Origin of the sequence: Streptomyces sp. NRRL S-350 (assembly GCF_000719705.1) — a bacterium.
Taxonomy (GTDB): domain Bacteria; phylum Actinomycetota; class Actinomycetes; order Streptomycetales; family Streptomycetaceae; genus Kitasatospora.
This window is the reverse complement of record NZ_JOHO01000093.1, coordinates 1-17,577: the sequence shown is the minus strand read 5'-3', so window position 1 is coordinate 17,577 and position 17,577 is coordinate 1. Positions and strand designations below refer to the sequence as shown.

The following is a 17,577-nucleotide window of genomic DNA, read 5'->3' as shown; positions in this document are numbered from 1 at the left end:
CCGCAAGCCGGCGCCCCGCCACGACGTGGGCAAGACCGTCAAACGCGAACCCACGCTCCAGGCCCACCTCGCCGCGCGAGGTTAAAGATCAAGCTGAGAGGGTGGGCGCACCACGACCGACCGGAGGTGCGCATGGACCAGCCGCTGCTCACGCGGGACCGCTCCGCCCTGACCGCCCGGGCCGAAGGCCTCCGCGCCTACGTCGGCGAGGACGGCGTCGCAGTGCTGGAATTCGCCCGGCCGCACCGCCGCAACGCGGTGACCCTGGCGATCTGGCAGGCGCTGCCCGAGGTCCTGGCGCAGCTCGCCGGGCAGGAGGGCGTGCGCGCCCTGCTGGTCACCGGCGCCGGCAACACCTTCAGCGCGGGCGCGGACATCGGCGAACTCGCCGAGGTGTACGGCGCTGCGGAGCGCGCGGACGCCTACCACGCGGTCAACGTCGCCGCCGAGGAGGCGCTGGCGGCCTTCCCGCACCCGACGATCGCGGTGGTGCACGGGGCCTGCGTGGGCGGCGGCTGCCAGCTGGCCGTCGCCTGCGACCTGCGCTTCGTCGCCGAGGACGCCCGCCTGGGGATCACCCCGGCCAAGCTCGGCGTGGTCTACCCGGCGGTGCCGACCCTGCGGCTGGCCCGGCTGGTCGGCCCGGCCCGCGCCAAGTACCTGCTGTTCTCGGGCGAGTTGGTGCCCGGCCGGGAGGCGGTGTCGCTGGGCCTCGCCGAACGCGTCCTGCCGGACGCCGAACTGGACGCCGCCGCACTGGACTTCGCCCGGCTGCTGACCCTCCGCTCGCCGCAGACCATCGGCGCGGTGAAGGCCGCCCTGGCAGTCCCGCCCGAGCACGCCGCCGCGGCGCTGGCCCCCTGGGAGCGCCGCTCCCGGGAGGCCTCGGACGTCCACGAGGGCCTGGCCGCCTTCCTGGAGGGCCGCCCGGCCCGGTTCTGAACCGCCCGCCCCGGTCCTGCGCCGCCCTCCCGCTTCTGAACCGCCCGCCCCGGTGCTGAACCGCCCGCCCCGGCCTGGACGGCGACGACGCCGGCCGCTCCCGTACGATCAGCCGACATCCGAGCGACGCGAGCCGCCGACCGCCCTCCCGACCGGAGCACCCACCCCGATGACCACCGAGGCCACGCCCGCCCCCGCCGGCCGGACCACCCCCACCAACCGGACCACCTGGGCCCGGCGGATCACCGACGGTGTCGAGCCGAAGAACGTGGTCATCGCGGTCTGCCTGCTGATGGGCGGCCTGCGCTACGGCCTGGCGGGCCTCGGCTGGGGCGCCTTCGCGGCGCTGTTCGCGGCCGTCATCCCGACCCTGTTCATCCGGCGCGGCATCCGCAAGGGCACCGTGGAGGACCGCCATGTCGGCCGTCGCCAGAGCCGGCTGACCGTCCTCCCCTTCGTCATGGGTTCGGTGCTGACCGGCTTCGCGGTGATGATCGGGCTGGGCGCCCCCACGGACCTGACCGCGATGGTGGCGGCGATGTTCGCCTCACTGGTCCCGATCCTGGTGATCACCGTCTGGTGGAAGGTCTCGGTGCACACCGCCGTGGCCGGCGGCGCGGTGGTCTGCCTCGGCATCGCGCTCGGCCCGCTGTGGCTGCTGCTCTGCCCGGCGGTCGCGGTGATCGGCCGGTCCCGGGTGGTGCTGCGGGACCACACCACCGCGCAGACCGTCGTCGGCGCGGTGGTGGGCCCGGTCACCGCCGGACTCACCTTCTGGCTGGCCCGCTAGTGCTTTGACCGCGGCGGTTTCACCGGTGCTCGGACGCGGCGGGTTCCGGCGACCGTTCCTCGTTGACGCGCACCGTGTCAGTGGCGCCCGTCGCGTCGGTGCCGCGCGTCGTGCCAGTGCCGCGCATCGCGTCGGTGCCGCGCATCGTGCCAGTGCCGCGCATCGCGTCAGTCCTGAGCGCGCGGGGACGGCCTCCCGCCCGGCCCCGGCGCCGCTTCGGGCAGAAGCATCTCGGCCCAGATCGTCTTGCCGGTGAGGCCGTGCCGGGTGCCCCAGCGGTGCGCCATCTGGGCCACGAGCATCAGGCCGCGGCCGCCCTCCTCCCAGTCGCGGGCGCGGCGCAGGTGCGGGGCGGTGCTACTGGCATCCGAGATCTCGCAGATCAGGACCTGGTCGCGGATCAGGCGCATCGTGATCGGCGGGGCGCCGTAGCGGATCGCGTTGGTCACCAGTTCGCTGACGATCAGTTCCGCCGGATAGATCAGCTCGCTCGCGCCCCACTCGGACAGCCGTTGTGAGACCGCCTTGCGGGCGGTCGCGACCGCGGACGGGTCGGACGGGATCTCCCAGGTGGCGATGTTGTCGTCGCCCAGAGCGCGGGAGCGCGCGATGACCAGGGCGACGTCGTCGCGGGGCCGCCCCGTCACCAGGTCGGCGAGGACCGCGTCGCAGGCGTCCTCCAGCGATGGTCCGGCGCGTGCGAGCACCTGGCACAGCCGTGCGTACCCCTCGTCGACGTCTCGGTCGCGGGTCTCGATCAGACCGTTGGAGAACAGCGCCACCAGGCTGCCTTCGGCCAGTTCCACCGCCGTCGCCTCGAAGGGGAGTCCGCCGATGCCGAGCGGCGCGCCGATCGGTATCCGGGCCGCCTCCGGCGTGCCCCGCGGCGGCACGATCACTGGCGGCGGATGCCCGGCGCTGGCCATCGTGCACGTCCGGGACACCGGATCGTAGATGGCGTAGCAGCAGGTGGCCCCGATCTCGCCGACCTCCCCGGTGGCCCCGGCCTCCGACGACAGCCGCACCACGAGGTCGTCCAGGCTGGTCAGCAGTTCGTCCGGTGGCAGGTCCACGTCGGAGAGCGTGCGAACGGCGGTACGGAGCCGGCCCATGGTCGCGGTGGCGTGGATGCCGTGGCCGACGACGTCGCCGACGACCAGGGCGATGCGGGCGCCGGAGAGCGGGATCAGGTCGAACCAGTCACCGCCGATCCCGGAGCGCGTCGACGCCGGGACGTACCTGGAGGCCGCCTCCATGGCCACCTGCTCCGGCACGTGCTGCGGCAGGAGACTGTGCTGCAGCGACAGGGCGTTCTCGCGCTCGCGGGTGTACCTGCGGGCGTTGTCGATCGCGACGGCGGCCCTGGCGGCCAGTTCCTCGGCCAGGAGAAGGTCGTCCTGCCCGAACCGTTCCATGCGATCGGCGCGGCTGCGGCGGTAGAACACGGCGACGCCGAGGGTCACCCCGCGGGCGCGCAACGGGACCGCCATCATCGAGTGGTAGCCCTGGTCCCGGATGATCGCGGCGCGGCGCCTGTCCACTCCCATCCAGTGGACGAATTCGGGGTCCTCGGCGTTGCAGAGCACTCCCGCGGCGGTGGCGAGCGCGCGCGCCGGCGGTGCGAACTCCGGATAGCTGTCGGTGGTGCCGATCTCCAGCACGGTGGGCAGCCGGGTGCCGGGGTCGAAGCGATGCGCGATGCGCCGGAGCACCACGCTGCCGGAGAGCTCGCCCTCGTCCGGTTCGATGTCGGCTTCCAGGGCGGTGAGCAGGTCGACGCTCGCGAAGTCCGCGAACTCGGGGACCGCCACCTCCAGCAGCTCGCGCGCGGTCCGGCTGAGGTCCAGGGTGCTGCCGATCCTGCCGGCGGCCTCGTTGAGCAGCACCAGGCGCTTGCGCGCCCAGAACTGCTCCGTCGTGTCATGGGCGACGAGGGCGACGCCGTGCACCGTGCCGTCGGGGTCCTTCAGGGGAGCGCAGTCGACGGACCACGCGTGGATCCGCCGCTCGCCGCCCGTGCGCTGGAAAGTCTCCAGGTGCACCGGCTCGCCGCTCTCCAGCGCGCGGCGCAGGGCGTCGGAGAGGGCGACGGCCTGCGGCTGGGTGGTGATGTCGAGGATGCCCAGGCCGCGCACCGCGCTGTCCGGCAGGCCGACGACGGGGACCATGGCCCGGTTGGAGCCGCGGTACCTGAGCTGCGTGTCGTACAGCGAGACCGCGCAGCCGGGCGACTGCTCGAAGGCCCACCTCGCGAGGTCCTCGTCCTCGGGCCGGGGTTCCGAACCCGCCGGCGCGCAGACGACGCGCCAGCTGTCCGGAGCGTCATCCGGTGCTTCGCCGCGGGGCGGGCCGTGGTGGGCGACCACCGTCACGTCCACCCGCCGCCCGTCGCGGTGCCGCAGGGCGAGCGGGCCGCTCCACCGTTCCGGGTTCCCGGCCACGGCACGCCGTACGTCGTCGTGTGCGACGGGCTCAGCCAGGAGGGCCGCCGCGGGTCGACCCACGACCTCGTCGGCGGGATAGCCCAGAAGCCGCACCGCACCGGCGTTCCAGCGGGTCACGTACCCGTGGACGTCGACGGTCGCCACGGCCGTGTCCGGTTCGGTGCCGCCCCGTCGGGGCGGTCGGCCCTCGGGAGGGCCCCCATCCTGTTTCGTCACGGCATGATCACTCACAGAAGACCGGGGACACCACCGTAGCCCGGTCGTGAGAGCGGCAGCAACAGCACCAACCGAGCCGTCCGACGGGCACGGCCGCCCGCCGCCGACCGGCTGTCCGGCCGTCCGGATGTCCGGTCCGGTCGGCTCGGGCGGCTCGGCGGCTCGGCGAATCCGAGCCGCCTCGGCGGCCGCTCAGCGGATCGGCACCCCCGAGATCGCCCGGGCGATGACCAGCCGCTGGATCTCGCTGGTCCCCTCGAAGACCGAGTAGATCGCGCTGTCCCGGTGCATCCGCTCCACCGGGTACTCCCGGGTGAAGCCGTTGCCGCCGAGGATCTGCATCGCCTGCGCGGTGACGTACTTGGCCGTCTCGCCCGCGTACAGCTTGGACATCGAGCCCTCGGCCGCGGTGAACGGCTGGTTGTTGGCCGCCATCCAGGACGCCCGCCAGACCAGCAGCCGGGACGCGTCGATCCGGGTCTTCATGTCGGCGAGCTGGAAGGCCACGCCCTGGTTGTCGATGATCGGGCGGCCGAACTGCTCACGGGTCTTCGCGTAGTCCAGCGCCACCTCGTACGCGGCCCGGGCAATGCCGATCGCCTGGGCGCCGACGGCCGGCCGGGACGCCTCGAACGTGGCCATCGCCGCGTTGCCCCGGCCGCCCGGGCGCTTGACGCCCTCGCGGGCCCGGGCCAGCCGCTCGTCCAGCTTCTCCTTGCCGCCGAGCAGGCAGCTGCCGGGCACCCGGACGCCGTCGAGCACGACCTCGGCGGTGTGCGAGGCCCGGATGCCGTGCTTCTTGAACTTCTGGCCCTGGCTCAGCCCCGGGGTGCCGGGCGGGACGACGAAGGAGGCCTGGCCCTTCGCCCCGAGTTCCGGGTCGACGGTGGCGACGACGACGTGGACGGCGGCGATCCCGCCGTTGGTGGCCCAGGTCTTGGTGCCGTTCAGCACCCACTCGTCCTTGGCCTCGTCGTACACGGCCCGGGTGCGCAGCGCGGAGACGTCGGAGCCGGCGTCCGGCTCGGAGGAGCAGAACGCGGCCACCTTGAGGTCGTCGGGGGTGCCGAACATCTGCGGGGTCCAGGTGCCGATCTGCTCGTCGGTGCCGTTGGCCAGCACCGCGACGGCGGCCAGCGTGGTGCCGACGATGGCCAGCCCGATGCCCGCGTCGCCCCAGAACAGCTCCTCCATGGCGATGGGAATGCCGACGCCGGAGGGGTCGAAGTACTGCTGGGCGTAGAAGTCGAGCGAGTAGATGCCCAGTTTGGCGGCCTCCTGGATGATCGGCCAGGGGGTCTCCTCGCGTTCGTCCCATTCGGCGGCGGCGGGGCGCATCACGTCGGCGGCGAAGCCGTGCAGCCAGTCGCGTACGGCGAGCTGGTCCGCGCCCGGGTCCAGCGAGAACGTGCTGCTCATGGAACGTGCCTCCGAAGACGTGTGCGGCCGACCAGGGTGTTACCTCGGGTAACATCGACGGAGTCTGCTACTGATTGGTAACCGGTGTCAACGCCCGTACCCGGTGCCGGCGCCCAGGCCACCCCCAGGATCCGAGGAGCAGCGCATGTCCCGAGAGCCCCGTCGCGAGCAGCTGCTCAACGCCGCCGACCGGGTCATCCAGCGCGAGGGGCCGAGCGCCAGCATGAACGCCATCGCGGCCGAGGCCGGCATCACCAAGCCCATCCTCTACCGGCACTTCGGCGACCGGAACGGCCTGATCCAGGCCCTGACCGAGCGTCACACCGGCGGGCTGCTGGCCGCCGTCCGCGCCGCCCTCGCCGAGCCGCTGGAACGCCGCGACCGGGTCGAGCACGTACTGGACACCTACCTCGCCGGGATCGAGGCCCGCCCCCAGGTCTACCGGCTGCTCACCCACCCCGAGCCGGGCGACCCGAGCGGCGCCGGCACCGCGCTCGCCCCCGCGCTGCGGCAGATCGCCGAGGAGATCACCCGCGCCGTGCAGAGCCAGGTCGACCTCGGCGCCGACCGCGACCTGCTCGCCGAAGCCTGGGGCCGGGGCATCACCGGCATGGTGCTCGCCGCCGGGGACTGGTGGCTGGAGACCAGGCCCTGCACCCGCACCCGGATGGTGCAGGCACTGGCCGACCTCCTCTGGGGCCGCCTGGCCGCCGCCGCGGACCTGCCCACCGCCGTCCTGCCGCCCGCCCCCGCCGAGCCGGCCCCCGCGGAAGCCGGCTGACCTCCCGGGCCGGCCGAACTCCCCGGACCGACCTCGGCCGACCTTCGCGGGGCGGCCGAACTCCCCTCCCGCGCAGCGCCCTTGCGCGCGCCGCCGCCGGCCCGCCCTTGCGCGCACGACCCTTGTGCGGCGCCGTGCGGCCCGGGCATCATCGGCCCCCCACCCCCCGCCGTGCGAGGTCCCCGATGCGCCTGCGCCGCACCGCCGTTGCCCTGCTGCTCGCCGCCACCGCCGTCCTGACCGCCACCCCGGCCTCGGCCCAGGACGGCCACCGGGACCGCTTCCCCACCGGCACCGCCACCGCCCCGGACGGCCGCACCGCCCTCGTCGACGCCCAGGGCCGCCGGCTCCAACTGCGCGGTTTCAACCTCGACAAGTACGCCGAGGCCGACGAGGCCGACCTCGACGCGATCGCCGCCCAGGGCTTCACCCTCGTCCGGCTGCCGGTCTCCTGGACCAGGCTGGAGCCCCGCCGCGGCCGCCTCGACCCCGCCGAGCTGCACCGGCTGCAGCGCCTCCTCGACCGGGCCGACCGACTGGGCCTGCTCGTCCTGGTCGACTTCCACCAGGACGTCTACGGCCCGAAGTTCGGCGGCGGCACCAACGGCATCCCGCTCTGGGCCACCCGGGACGACGGCCTGCCGTTCACACCGGACCCGCCGACTGGTTCGCCGGCTACTTCCAGCCCGCCGTCCAGGCCGCCTTCCGCCACCTCTACGACGACCCCGACCTGCGCGCCTGGCAGGCCGACTTCTACACCCGGCTCGCCCGCGAACTACGAGGCCACCGCTCCCTGTTGGGCTACGACCTGTTCAACGAGCCGTTCGGCCCGGTGGACGGCGACCCGACCGACCCGGCCGTGCTGGCCGCCGCCTCCGCCGCCCTGGAGCAGGGCCGGCTCGCCGACATGTACTGCAGGCTGATCAACGCCGTGCGCCGGGCCGACACCCGCGCCTGGCTGTTCGTGGAACCCACGGTCCTGGTCGGGCAGGGCGTGCCCACCCGGCTGCCCGGCTTCGCCGACCCGCGCCCCGGCGCACCCCGGCTCGGCTACGCGCCGCACTTCTACGACACCGCGGTGGAGAACGGCGCCGACTGGGACAAGGCCGACGGCTTCGTCGAGCGGTACACCGCCGCGATCGGCGCCTACCCGGCCGCCCACCGCCTGCCGGTCCTGGTCGGCGAGTGGGGCCCGCCGAACTCCCGGACGCCCGGCAACCGCGAGCTCGTCCGCCGCCAGGTCGACGCGATGGACGGCTTCGCCGAGGGCTGGACGATGTGGTACTGGTGCCGGGGCACCGGCGGCTACTGCGCGCTCGACCCGGCCGGACAGCCCGCCCCCGGCGACGGGCCCGCCTTCGGCCCCTACCCGGCCGCCGTCGCCGGCACCGGCGTCCGCACGGACGGCGGCACCGTCCGCTGGGACGCGGACGGCACCGGGCGGAGCAGCGAACTCCTCCTGCCCCCGGCCGCGTTCCCGCACGGCGCCCTGGTCGCCGTCGAGCCCGCCGGCGCCCGCGTCGCCGTCGAGCAGCCCGAGGGCGGGCGCGCGGGCACCGTACGGATCCGGCTCCCGCACGCCCGCCCGGGCACCCCGGTGACGGTCACGCTCGGCCCGCGGTGACCGGCCTGCCCGGCCGCACCGCCCCGCCCGCAGTGACCGACCCACCCGGCCCACCCGGCCTGCCCGCGGTGACCGGCCTGCCGGTCGGCGCCGCCGACCCGCTCAGACCAGCCCCCGGCGGGCCAGCAGCGGCCCCGTCTCCGGCGCCCGGCCGACCACCGCGCGGAAGGACTCCAGCGGATCCCGGCTGAACCCGCGGGCCAGCAGCTCCCGCCGGAACACCTCGCCGCTCTCCCGCACCGTGCGCCCGTTGCTCTCGAACCACTGCACGGTGTCGGCGTCCAGCACCTCCGACCAGATGTAGGCGTAGTAGGCCGCGCTGTAGCCGCTGGAGAAGATGTGCTGGAAGTACGCCGTCCGGTAGCGCGGCGGGACGGCGTCCACCGCGATCCCGGCCGCGGCGAGCGCCCGCGCCTCGAACTCCTCGGCGTCCTCGACGAGTTCGCCCTGCGGCACGGTGTGCCAGGCCCAGTCCAGCAGGGTGGCCGCCAGGTACTCGACCGTGCGGAAGCCCTGGCCGAAGCCCTCGGCGGCGGTCATCCGCTCGACCAGTTCGGCCGGCAGCGGCTCCCCGGTCTCGTGGTGGCGGGCGTAGTTGGCCAGCACCTCCGGCCGGACCATCCACATCTCGTTGACCTGCGAGGGGAACTCGACGAAGTCCCGCGGCACCGAGGTGCCCGAGAACAGCGGGTAGCGCACGTCCGAGAGCAGTCCGTGCAGCGCGTGCCCGAACTCGTGGAAGAGCGTGCGCACCTCGTCCCAGGACATCAGCACCGGCTCGCCGGGCGCCGGGCGCGGGATGTTGAGGTTGTTGACCACCACCGGCCGCTGACCGGTCAGCCCGGACTGCGGGACCAGCGAGTCCATCCAGGCGCCGCCGCGCTTGGACGCCCGGGCGTGGAAGTCGCCGATGAACAGGCCCAGCGCCGTGCCGTCCTCCTCGAACACCTCGAAGACCCGCGCGTCCGGGTGGTGGGCCGTCAGGTCGGGCCGCTCGGTGAAGGTCAGCCCGTACGCCAGCTCCGCCGCGAAGAACACGCCGTCGCGCAGCACCCGCTCCAGCTCGAAGTACGGGCGCAGCACCGCCGCGTCCACCTGGTACGAGCTCTGCCGGACCTTCTCCGAGTAGTACGCCCAGTCGTGCGCGGCGATCTCCTCGATCCCGTCCTCGGCGGCCGCCTTGGCCAGCTCGGCGGCCTCCCGGCGGGCGTTGGCCACGGCCGGCCCGACCAGCCGGGCCAGCAGGGCGGAGACCGCCTCGACGGTGCCGGCCGTCTCGTCCGCCACGACGTACGCGGCGTGGCTCGGGTGCCCCAGCAGCGCGGCCCGCTCGGCGCGCAGCGCGGCCATCCGGATCGCCAGCGGGCCGTTGGCCTCGATGCCCCGGCCGAGCGAGGCGGCCAGCAGCCGCTCGCGCACCGACCGGTCGGCGAGCTGGGCCAGTTCGGGCTGGCCGGAGGTGTTCTTCAGGCTCAGCACGTACTTGCCCTCGTGGCCGAGGACCCGGGCGTTCTCCGCCGCGGCGGCGACCGCGCCCTCGGACAGCCCGGCGAGCTCCTGCTCGGAGTCCAGGACGAGTGCGGCGGCCCGGGTGGCGGCGTTCACGTTCTGCTGGAAGGTGGTGCCGAGCGCGGCGAGTTCGGCGTTCAGCTCGCGCAGCCTGGCCTGCTGGGCCTCCCCGAGGCGGGCGCCGGAGCGCTCGAAGGCCGTGTACCAGCGCTCCAGCAGCCGCAGCGACTCCGGGTCCAGGTCCAGCTCGTCGCGACGGCCGTACAGGTCCTCGATCCGGGCGAACAGGGCGCGGTCCAGGTGGATCGCGTCGTGGTGGACGGCGAGCAGCGGGCTGACTTCGGCGTCCACCGCGTCCAGGACGTCGGTGGTGTCGGAGGAGGACTGGTTGCGGAACACCGCGTCCACCCGGCGCAGCAGTTCCCCGGAGCGTTCCAGGGCCACCAGGGTGTTCTCGAAGGTCGGCGCGGCTTCGGTGCCGGTGATCGCCGCGATCTCGGCCAACTGCCCGGCCATTCCCCGCCGGTACGCGGGCAGGTAGTGCTCCTCGCGGATCTCGGCGAACGGAGGCAGTTCGTAGTCCAGCGTGCTGGGCTGGAAGAACGGGTTCTCGGTCATTTCGCCGACCCTACGCCGTGTCACCCGGCCTGCCCATGCGCCCCTCGTCCCGTTGTCGTACCCACCGGTTACCGTCGACGCCGGAGCCCCCGTGCGTGGTGGGCTGTCGACCCGCACACCCGTGCCGTACCCGCACGCCCGACCGCGCCGGAGAGGAGCAGCCCCCGTGGCACCCAGGATCGCCCTCGCGCCCGACCCGCACGGCCCCGGCGGCCGGCTCCAGCCGCTGGACGACGCGGGCGCCCCGCTGGGCCCGCCGGAGGCCGTCCGCGACCTCGGCGCCGCCGTCGCCGCCCGGGAGGCCGCCGGGCAGCCCGCCGGGGGCGCCCGCCCGCCAGGGCCGCGCTGGGTCTGGGCCGCCGCCGACTCCGCGTACGCCCCGCTGCTGCCGCGGCTGCCCGAGCGGCTCGCCCGCTGCCACGACCTGCGGCTGGTCGAGGCCCTGCTGCTGGCGCACGAGGGCCGGTTCGGCGCGCCCCGCTCGCTCGGGGCGGCCTGGTGCCGGCTGCGCGGTCTGCCCGTCCCCGAGGACCTGCCCGAGCCCGGCCTCGCCGAGGCCGACGGCGGCCAGGACACCCTCTTCGCCCCCGACCGGCTGCAACTGCCGCCCGGCGCGGACCCGTTGGCCGCCGTGGTCGCCGTCCACGCCGAGCAGCAGCGCCGGATCGCCGCCATCGCCGACCCGGCCGCCCGACAGCGGTTCCGGCTGCTGGTCGCCGCCGAGTCGGCCGGCGCCCTGGTGGCCGCCGAGATCGCGGACGACGGCCTGCCCTGGCGCACCGACGTCCACGACCGGCTGCTCACCGAGCTGCTCGGCCCCCGCCCGGCCGTCGCCGGCACCCAGCCCCGGCTGCTCGCCGACCTCGCCGTCGAGTTCCAACGGGCGCTCGGCACCAAGCCGTTCAACCCCGACTCGCACACCCAGGTGCTGCGCGCCTTCGCCGAGGCGGGCGTCCCTCTCGGCTCCACCCGCTCCTGGGAGCTCAAGGGCGTCGACCACCCCGCCGCCCGGCTGCTGGTCCGCTACAAGGAGCTGTCCCGGATCCACGTCGCGCACGGCTGGGCCTGGCAGGACGCCTGGGTCCGCGGCGGCCGCTTCCGGCCCGAGTACGTGGTCGGCGGGGTGGTCTCCGGCCGCTGGGCCAGCCGCGGCGGCGGCGCCCTGCAGATCCCGCGCATCCTGCGCCGGGCCGTGGTCGCCGACCCGGGCTGGCTGCTGGTCGTCGCCGACGCCGCCCAGCTGGAGCCCCGGGTCCTCGCCGCACTCTCCCAGGACGCCGGGCTGGCCCGCACCGCCGCCGGCGGCGACCTGTACGAGGCGCTCGCCGCGACCGCCTTCCAGGGCGACCGCGACAAGGCCAAGCTCGGCCTGCTCGGCGCCATGTACGGGCAGACCAGCGGCGACATCGGCCCGCTGCTGAACACCCTGCGCCGCCGCTACCCGGCCGCGATGGGCTACGTCGAGGCCGCCGCCCGCACCGGCGAGGACGGCGGCACGGTCGCCTCCCGGCTCGGCCGGGTCTGCCCGCCGCCCTCCGCCGACTTCCTCGACCTCACCGAGGCCGACACGGCGGGCGAGGCCGGCGGGCGCACGGCCCGCGCCCGCGGCCGCTTCACCCGCAACTTCGTCATCCAGGCCAGCGCCGCCGACTGGGCCCTCGCCCTGCTCGCGGCACTGCGCCGACGGCTGAACGAACTGGCTCCGACCGGCTCGGCGGACCGCCCGCGCCTGGTGTTCTTCCAGCACGACGAGGTGATCGTGCACACCCCGGCCAACCTCGCCGACGAGGTGGCCGCCGCCGTCGCCGAGGCCGGCGACGAGGCCCGCCGACTCGTCTTCGGCGACACCCCGGTGCGCTTCCCACTCAGCACGGCGGTGGTGGAGTGCTACGCGGACGCCAAGTGATCAGAGTTTGCGGAATCCGCGCGCGTCCTCGGCCGCCGCGACGACCTCGGCCAGCCCCGCGCCGGTCGAGGCGGTGACGGCGGCGGCCACCGCGCCCTCCACGAACGGCGCGTCCACCAGCCGTACGCCCGGGCGCGGCTCGTCCTCCAGCACGGTGGCGGCGGTGAGCACCGAGCTGCCGAGGTCCGGCAGCACGACCACGCCCGCCCCGCCGTCCGCCTGGGCGACGGCCCCGGCGATCAGGTCGTAGCTGGTGCCGAGCCCGCCGTCCTCCGTCCCGCCCGCGACCACCACCCGTACGCCGTCCGAGGCGAGTTCGCCGAGCAGTTCGCGCAGTCCCTCCGCGAGCCGGGCGCTGTGCGAGACCAGGACGATGCCCACGTTTGCACTCATGTCCGCGACCCTACGGCCCGCTTCCACTACTCCGGGAGAGTGACCGGAATCCCGCGTGTCGCACCCCGTGCCCGGGCCTCCCGTCTGGCGTAGCGTCGGGTGGGCGGCGTCGACGGCCGTGGCGTCCTGACCAAGGGAGCGAAGAACGTTGAAGAAGCTGATCAACACCCCGGAGAGCGTCCTGGAGGACGCCCTGGCCGGAGTCGCGGCCGCGCACCCGGAGCTGGCGGTGGACATCCCCAACCGGGTGATCACCCGGGCCTCCCGCCCGGCCGGGCCCAAGGTCGCGCTGATCTCCGGCGGCGGCTCCGGCCACGAGCCGCTGCACGGCGGCTTCGTCGGCCCCGGCATGCTCGACGCCGCCTGCCCCGGCGAGGTGTTCACCTCTCCCGTCCCGGACCAGATGCTGGCCGCCGCCAAGGCCGTCGAGAACGGCGCCGGGGTCGTCTTCGTCGTGAAGAACTACACCGGCGACGTGATGAACTTCGAGCTCGCCGCCGAACTCGCCGCCGAGGAGGGCCTGGAGGTCCGCACCGTCCTGGTCAACGACGACGTCGCGGTCGAGGACTCCACGTGGACGGCCGGCCGGCGCGGCACCGGTGCGACCGTGCTGGTGGAGAAGACCGCCGGCGCCCTGGCCGAGCGCGGCGCCCCGCTGGACGAGGTGGCCGCCCTGGGCGAGCGGGTCAACGCCGCCTCCCGCTCCTTCGCGATCGCGCTCGGCGCCGCCACCGTCCCGGCCGCCGGCAAGCCGGGCTTCGACCTCCCCGAGGACGAGATCGAGGTCGGCGTCGGCATCCACGGCGAACCCGGCCGCCGCCGCGAGAAGCTCCGCCCGGCCCGTGACCTGGCCGCCGAGGTCGTCGAGACCATCCTCACCGACCACCACCTGACCCCGGGCGACGAGGTGATCGCCCTCCTCAACGGCCTGGGAGCCACCCCGCTGCTGGAGCTGTACGTCGTCTACGGCGAGGTCGCCGCCCGGCTCGCCGAACGCGGCATCACGGTGGCCCGCAGCCTGGTCGGCAACTACGTCACCAGCCTCGACATGGCGGGCTTCTCGCTCACCCTCACCAAGGCCGACACCCAGCTGCTCGAACTCTGGGACGCCCCCGTCGACACCCCCGCCCTCAAGCGGGCCTGAGGAGGATCCGTGCTGGACCGCGACACCCCCACGTCCGACACCCCGACTTCCGACACCCCGACACCCGACGCCCCCGCGTCCGACACCCCGACATCTGACGCCCGGACGTTCGACACCGGGCTGGCCGAGGCCTGGATCCGCGCGATCGCCGCAGCCGTCGAGAAGGAGCAGTCCCGGCTCACCGAGCTGGACTCCGCGATCGGCGACGGCGACCACGGCAGCAACCTCCGGCGCGGCTTCACGGCAGCCCTCACCGCCCTCGACGACCTCCGGCCGGCCGGCCCCGGCGCCGTCCTCACCAAGACCGGCACCACCCTCATCTCCAAGGTCGGCGGCGCCTCCGGCCCGCTCTACGGCAAGGCCTTCCGGGCCATCGGCGCCGCCCTGCCCGAACCCGCCGGCCCGGCCGCCGTCGCCGAAGCCCTCTCCGCCGGGCTGGACGCCGTCCGCCTCCTCGGCAAGGCCGGCCCGGGGGACAAGACCATCGTGGACGCCTGGACGCCGGCCGTCGCCGCCTTCCGGGCCTCGGCCGCGGCGGGCGCGGCCCTCCCCGAGGCCGCCGCCGCGGCCGCCGACGCCGCCGAACGGGGCGCCCGCGACACCGTCCCCCTACAGGCCCGCAAGGGCCGCGCCTCCTACCTCGGCGAACGCAGCATCGGCCACCAGGACCCGGGCGCCACCTCCACCGCCCTCCTCTTCCGCGCCCTCGCCGACACCGCCGCCGGCTGATCCCCGAGCATCGCTCTGCGCCCTCCGAGTGGCGGTCCCCCGGCGCCTTCCCGACGGGAGGGCCGGGGCCCGCCACGAAGCGGGAGGGGAGCGGGAGAGGGGAGCGGGTGCCGCACCCGCAGCACGCCCGAGCCCCGCGCCGCCGTGCCCGTCGAGCGCCGCTCAGCCGTCCGTCCGCGCGATCAGCAGCAACAACGCGTCGTCCCGGAGGTCCCCGCCCGTGTGCGCCAACAGGTCCGCGTACACCCGCCCCACCGCGGCCTCCAGCTCCGCCGCCGAGCGCCCGGCCCCTCGCACCAGCGGTCCCGCCCGCTCCGCCAGCGGATAGAACTCCCCGCTCTTGCGGTGCCGAGCCTCGATCACCCCGTCCGTGCAGAGCACCAGCACGTCCTCCGCGCCGAAGGGCTGGCCCCAGCTGGTCGGTTCCCCACAGGCCAGGCTGCCGAGGCCCAGCGGCACCCACGGGTCGGGCGCGTCCAGCACGTGCGCGCGCCCCTCGCCGTCCACCCGGATCGGCGGCACGTGCCCGTACTGCAGCAGTTCCATCACCCCCGGCGTGCGGAACTCCGCGAACAACGCCGTGGTGAACTCGCCGTCCGGCACGTGCCGTTCGACACTGGCCTCGATCCGCGCCGCGACGCCCCGCAGCCCGGACTCGTCGTACGCGGCTTCGCGGAACGCGCCCAGCACGACGGCGGCCGTCTGCACCGCCGCCAGCCCCTTGCCCCGGACGTCCCCGACCGCGATCCGGGTGCCGTGCGGCGTCTCCAGGACGGAGTACAGGTCTCCTCCGATCAGTGAGGCGTCTGCCGCCGACACGTACCGGACGGCCAGCCGCAGGGGCCCCACGACCGGCCCCGGCAGCTGCAGCAGGGCTCGCTGGGCGGCCTCGGCGACGGAGCTGACGGCCGCGAACGCCGCCGCGCGCCGCATCCGGATCTTGGCGACCCACGCGGAGAACAGCGTCACCACCAGGTAGCTGACCATCGCGCCGTAGAGGAAGCGCGCGTCATGGAGGTTGTCGACCTGGTCGTAGTGGCTGAGCCCGAACACCGCGAGCAGCCCGAGCGAGCAGACCGCGAGCAGTTCGCCGGGTCTGAGGGTGAGCGCCGCGATGGTCGGCACGACGGTCATCAGCGGGGCCAGGTAGCGGTCCTTGCCGGACAGGAAGTCGGCGAGCGCGACCAGCAGGACGGCGAGCAGCGCGGGGCTGGCCCGCCGCCAGAACGGCACGTCCTGGAGGTCGGCGGCGAGCAGGGCTCCGCGCCGGCGGTCCGGCGGCAGTCCGGCCGCCGTGGGAGCCGAGGGTGACTGGGCGCGGCGGAGCGAAGGCACACAACGAACATAAGGGACGATCACGGCACCCACCCATCCACCCGGTCGCCTACGATGCGATGCACCTCCCCCCGCCACTCAAGGAATACCCCCAAGGGGTATCGTGTCATCACTGTAGGAACCGCCCAGACCTCCGGAGGCCCCGATGTCCAGCACCATCACCTACACCGTGTCCGGCATGAGCTGCGGCCACTGCGAGAAGGCGATCAGCGAGGAGCTGTCCACCCTCACCGGCGTCATCGAGGTCGCCGCCGACGCCAAGGCCGGGACCGTGACGGTCTCCTCCGCCGCGCCGTTGGAGGACGAGCAGGTCCGCGCCGCCGTCGACGAGGCCGGCTACGAGCTGGTCGGCCGCAGCGCCTGAACCCCGAGCGGCGGGGCCGCCCCGGCGGCCCCGCCCGTACGCCCCCACCGAGGAGCTGATCCGCATGAGTACGTCCGCCCCCGACGTCGAGGCCCGGGACCGGGTCGAGCTGTCGATCGGCGGGATGACCTGCGCCGCCTGCGCGGCCCGGATCGAGAAGAAGCTCAACCGGATGGACGGCGTCGAGGCGAGTGTCAACTTCGCCACCGAGAAGGCCCGGGTCGACTACGGCCCCGGGGTCGCGGTCGAGGACCTGATCGCCACGATCGAGCGCACCGGCTACACCGCCGAGCTCCCCCCGCGCCCGGCTCCCGCCGCCCCCGAGCCGTCCGGCCCCGCCGCCTCGCCGGGAGGCGCCGCCACCGCGACCCCCTCGGCCGCAACCCCCGTCACCGCGACCCTCGCCACGGCCACCGCCACGGCCACCGCCACCGCCACCGGGCGGCTGCTCATCAGCGCCACCCTCAGCGTCCCCGTGGTCCTGCTGTCGATGGTCCCGGCCCTGCAGTTCACCGACTGGCAGTGGCTGGCGTTCGCCCTCACCGGCCCGGTCGTGGTCTACGGCGGCCTCCCGTTCCACCGCGCCGCCTGGACCAACCTCAGGCGCGGCGCCGCCACCATGGACACCCTGGTCTCGCTCGGCACCCTGGCCGCCTTCGGCTGGTCCTGCTGGGCCCTGTTCGGGGGCCACGCCGGCCTGCCCGGGGTGCGCCACCACTTCTCGCTGACCGTCGGCGGCACCGACCCCTCCTCGGCGCTCGTCCGTCCCGGTCGAGGTCGCCGTCGGCGACGCCGTCACCGGCGCCACCGTCAACGCGGGCGGCCGACTGGTGGTCGAGGCCACCCGGGTCGGCGCGGACACCCGACTGTCCCGGATGGCCAGGCTGGTGGAGGACGCGCAGGCCGGCAAGGCCGCCGCGCAGCGCCTCGCCGACCGGATCTCACCCGCCGGGTCGACACCGTCGTCCTGGACAAGACCGGCACCGTCACCACCGGCCGGATGACCCTGCTCGCCGTCCACACCGCCGACACCACCACCGAGTCGGAGGTGCTGCGCCTGGCGGGCGCCCTGGAGCACGCCTCCGAACACCCGGTCGCCCGGGCGATCGCCACCGCAGCCGCCGAGCGCACGGGCGGCCTGCCGCCCGTCGAGGACTTCCGCACCGTCCCCGGCCGGGGCGTGGAGGGCGTCGTGGCGGGCCGGACGGTGGTCGCCGGGCACGAGGCCCTGCTCGCCGGCCGGGCGCTGCACCTGCCGCCCTCCCTGGCCCGCGCGAAGCGCGCCGCCGAGGCGGCGGGCCGCACCGCGATCGCGGTCGGCTGGGACGGCGAGGCCCGGGCCGTCCTGGAGGTGGCCGACGCG

At 75.0% G+C, this 17,577-nt stretch carries 14 protein-coding genes and 2 pseudogenes; 10 read left to right on the top strand and 6 right to left on the bottom strand.

Features of this window, described 5'->3' with window-relative positions:
- The first annotated feature begins 132 nt into the window (after positions 1–132).
- On the top strand, positions 133–942 hold the full coding sequence (locus tag IF30_RS0137870) for an enoyl-CoA hydratase/isomerase family protein (RefSeq protein WP_051712086.1): 810 nt from the start codon (positions 133–135) through the stop codon (positions 940–942).
- A gap of 169 nt (positions 943–1,111) precedes the next feature.
- Positions 1,112–1,732, top strand: a complete 621-nt coding sequence (locus IF30_RS0137865) for a hypothetical protein (protein ID WP_030247186.1) — start codon at positions 1,112–1,114, stop codon at positions 1,730–1,732.
- A 19-nt stretch (positions 1,733–1,751) separates the two neighbouring features.
- On the opposite strand, the gene IF30_RS48350 is transcribed toward IF30_RS0137865, so the two are convergent.
- The 3 genes from IF30_RS48350 to IF30_RS0137850 all read right to left on the bottom strand — a co-directional run bounded on the left by IF30_RS48350 (position 1,752) and on the right by IF30_RS0137850 (position 5,811).
- Positions 1,752–1,895: a hypothetical protein gene (locus IF30_RS48350; protein ID WP_158835831.1), complete on the bottom strand. Its 144-nt coding sequence runs from the start codon at positions 1,893–1,895 to the stop codon at positions 1,752–1,754.
- A 4-nt stretch (positions 1,896–1,899) separates the two neighbouring features.
- Positions 1,900–4,320 carry a SpoIIE family protein phosphatase gene (locus tag IF30_RS0137855; RefSeq protein WP_051712084.1) on the bottom strand — a complete coding sequence of 807 codons (2,421 nt, stop codon included), beginning with the start codon at positions 4,318–4,320 and terminating at the stop codon, positions 1,900–1,902.
- 264 nt (positions 4,321–4,584) lie between these two features.
- Complete coding sequence (locus IF30_RS0137850) at positions 4,585–5,811, bottom strand: acyl-CoA dehydrogenase family protein (protein ID WP_030247182.1); 1,227 nt, start codon at positions 5,809–5,811, stop codon at positions 4,585–4,587.
- 145 nt (positions 5,812–5,956) lie between these two features.
- On the opposite strand from IF30_RS0137850, the gene IF30_RS0137845 reads away from it, so the two are divergent.
- The 3 genes and pseudogenes from IF30_RS0137845 to IF30_RS42615 all read left to right on the top strand — a co-directional run bounded on the left by IF30_RS0137845 (position 5,957) and on the right by IF30_RS42615 (position 8,216).
- Entirely contained in the window at positions 5,957–6,592 is a 636-nt protein-coding gene (locus IF30_RS0137845) for a TetR family transcriptional regulator (RefSeq protein ID WP_051712082.1), read from the top strand.
- 185 nt (positions 6,593–6,777) lie between these two features.
- A pseudogene (locus IF30_RS50465) lies at positions 6,778–7,116 on the top strand (cellulase family glycosylhydrolase); the annotation flags it as partial.
- Between the two features lie 272 nt (positions 7,117–7,388).
- Positions 7,389–8,216 (top strand): cellulase family glycosylhydrolase, encoded by an 828-nt coding sequence (locus IF30_RS42615; protein WP_324605690.1) that lies wholly within the window; start codon positions 7,389–7,391, stop codon positions 8,214–8,216.
- A 102-nt stretch (positions 8,217–8,318) separates the two neighbouring features.
- Here IF30_RS42615 and IF30_RS0137835 read toward each other — a convergent pair whose 3' ends face one another.
- Positions 8,319–10,343 carry a M3 family metallopeptidase gene (locus tag IF30_RS0137835; RefSeq protein WP_030247177.1) on the bottom strand — a complete coding sequence of 675 codons (2,025 nt, stop codon included), beginning with the start codon at positions 10,341–10,343 and terminating at the stop codon, positions 8,319–8,321.
- Positions 10,344–10,509: 166 nt separating this feature from the next.
- Between IF30_RS0137835 and IF30_RS0137830 the strand changes: the two genes are divergently transcribed.
- Positions 10,510–12,249, top strand: a complete 1,740-nt coding sequence (locus IF30_RS0137830) for a bifunctional 3'-5' exonuclease/DNA polymerase (protein ID WP_037902606.1) — start codon at positions 10,510–10,512, stop codon at positions 12,247–12,249.
- Here IF30_RS0137830 and dhaM read toward each other — a convergent pair whose 3' ends face one another.
- Positions 12,250–12,642 carry a dihydroxyacetone kinase phosphoryl donor subunit DhaM gene (gene dhaM, locus IF30_RS0137825; protein WP_030247173.1) on the bottom strand — a complete coding sequence of 131 codons (393 nt, stop codon included), beginning with the start codon at positions 12,640–12,642 and terminating at the stop codon, positions 12,250–12,252.
- A 148-nt stretch (positions 12,643–12,790) separates the two neighbouring features.
- Here dhaM and dhaK point away from each other — a divergent pair, with 148 nt between their 5' ends.
- The gene (dhaK, locus tag IF30_RS0137820; protein ID WP_030247171.1) at positions 12,791–13,786 is read left to right on the top strand and encodes a dihydroxyacetone kinase subunit DhaK; all 996 of its coding nucleotides are present in this window, start codon (positions 12,791–12,793) and stop codon (positions 13,784–13,786) included.
- Positions 13,787–13,906: 120 nt separating this feature from the next.
- The gene (gene dhaL, locus IF30_RS0137815) at positions 13,907–14,515 is read left to right on the top strand and encodes a dihydroxyacetone kinase subunit DhaL (RefSeq protein ID WP_030247169.1); all 609 of its coding nucleotides are present in this window, start codon (positions 13,907–13,909) and stop codon (positions 14,513–14,515) included.
- Positions 14,516–14,677: 162 nt separating this feature from the next.
- Here dhaL and IF30_RS0137810 read toward each other — a convergent pair whose 3' ends face one another.
- Positions 14,678–15,850: a PP2C family protein-serine/threonine phosphatase gene (locus tag IF30_RS0137810; protein WP_051712076.1), complete on the bottom strand. Its 1,173-nt coding sequence runs from the start codon at positions 15,848–15,850 to the stop codon at positions 14,678–14,680.
- 145 nt (positions 15,851–15,995) lie between these two features.
- Between IF30_RS0137810 and IF30_RS0137805 the strand changes: the two genes are divergently transcribed.
- Both IF30_RS0137805 and IF30_RS42610 read left to right on the top strand, forming a co-directional pair.
- A complete protein-coding gene (locus tag IF30_RS0137805) occupies positions 15,996–16,214 on the top strand; it encodes a heavy-metal-associated domain-containing protein (RefSeq protein WP_030247165.1) in 219 nt (72 codons plus the stop codon).
- A 64-nt stretch (positions 16,215–16,278) separates the two neighbouring features.
- A pseudogene (locus IF30_RS42610) lies at positions 16,279–17,577 on the top strand (heavy metal translocating P-type ATPase); the annotation flags it as partial.

Coding starts and splice junctions, on each gene's coding strand:
- IF30_RS0137805 (WP_030247165.1), top strand. CDS start 15,996: ATGTCCAGCACCATCACCTACACCGTGTCCGGCATGAGCTGCGGCCAC.
- IF30_RS0137835 (WP_030247177.1), bottom strand. CDS start 10,343: ATGACCGAGAACCCGTTCTTCCAGCCCAGCACGCTGGACTACGAACTG.
- IF30_RS0137865 (WP_030247186.1), top strand. CDS start 1,112: ATGACCACCGAGGCCACGCCCGCCCCCGCCGGCCGGACCACCCCCACC.
- IF30_RS48350 (WP_158835831.1), bottom strand. CDS start 1,895: ATGCGCGGCACTGGCACGATGCGCGGCACCGACGCGATGCGCGGCACT.
- IF30_RS0137845 (WP_051712082.1), top strand. CDS start 5,957: ATGTCCCGAGAGCCCCGTCGCGAGCAGCTGCTCAACGCCGCCGACCGG.
- IF30_RS0137850 (WP_030247182.1), bottom strand. CDS start 5,811: ATGAGCAGCACGTTCTCGCTGGACCCGGGCGCGGACCAGCTCGCCGTA.
- dhaM (WP_030247173.1), bottom strand. CDS start 12,642: ATGAGTGCAAACGTGGGCATCGTCCTGGTCTCGCACAGCGCCCGGCTC.
- IF30_RS0137870 (WP_051712086.1), top strand. CDS start 133: ATGGACCAGCCGCTGCTCACGCGGGACCGCTCCGCCCTGACCGCCCGG.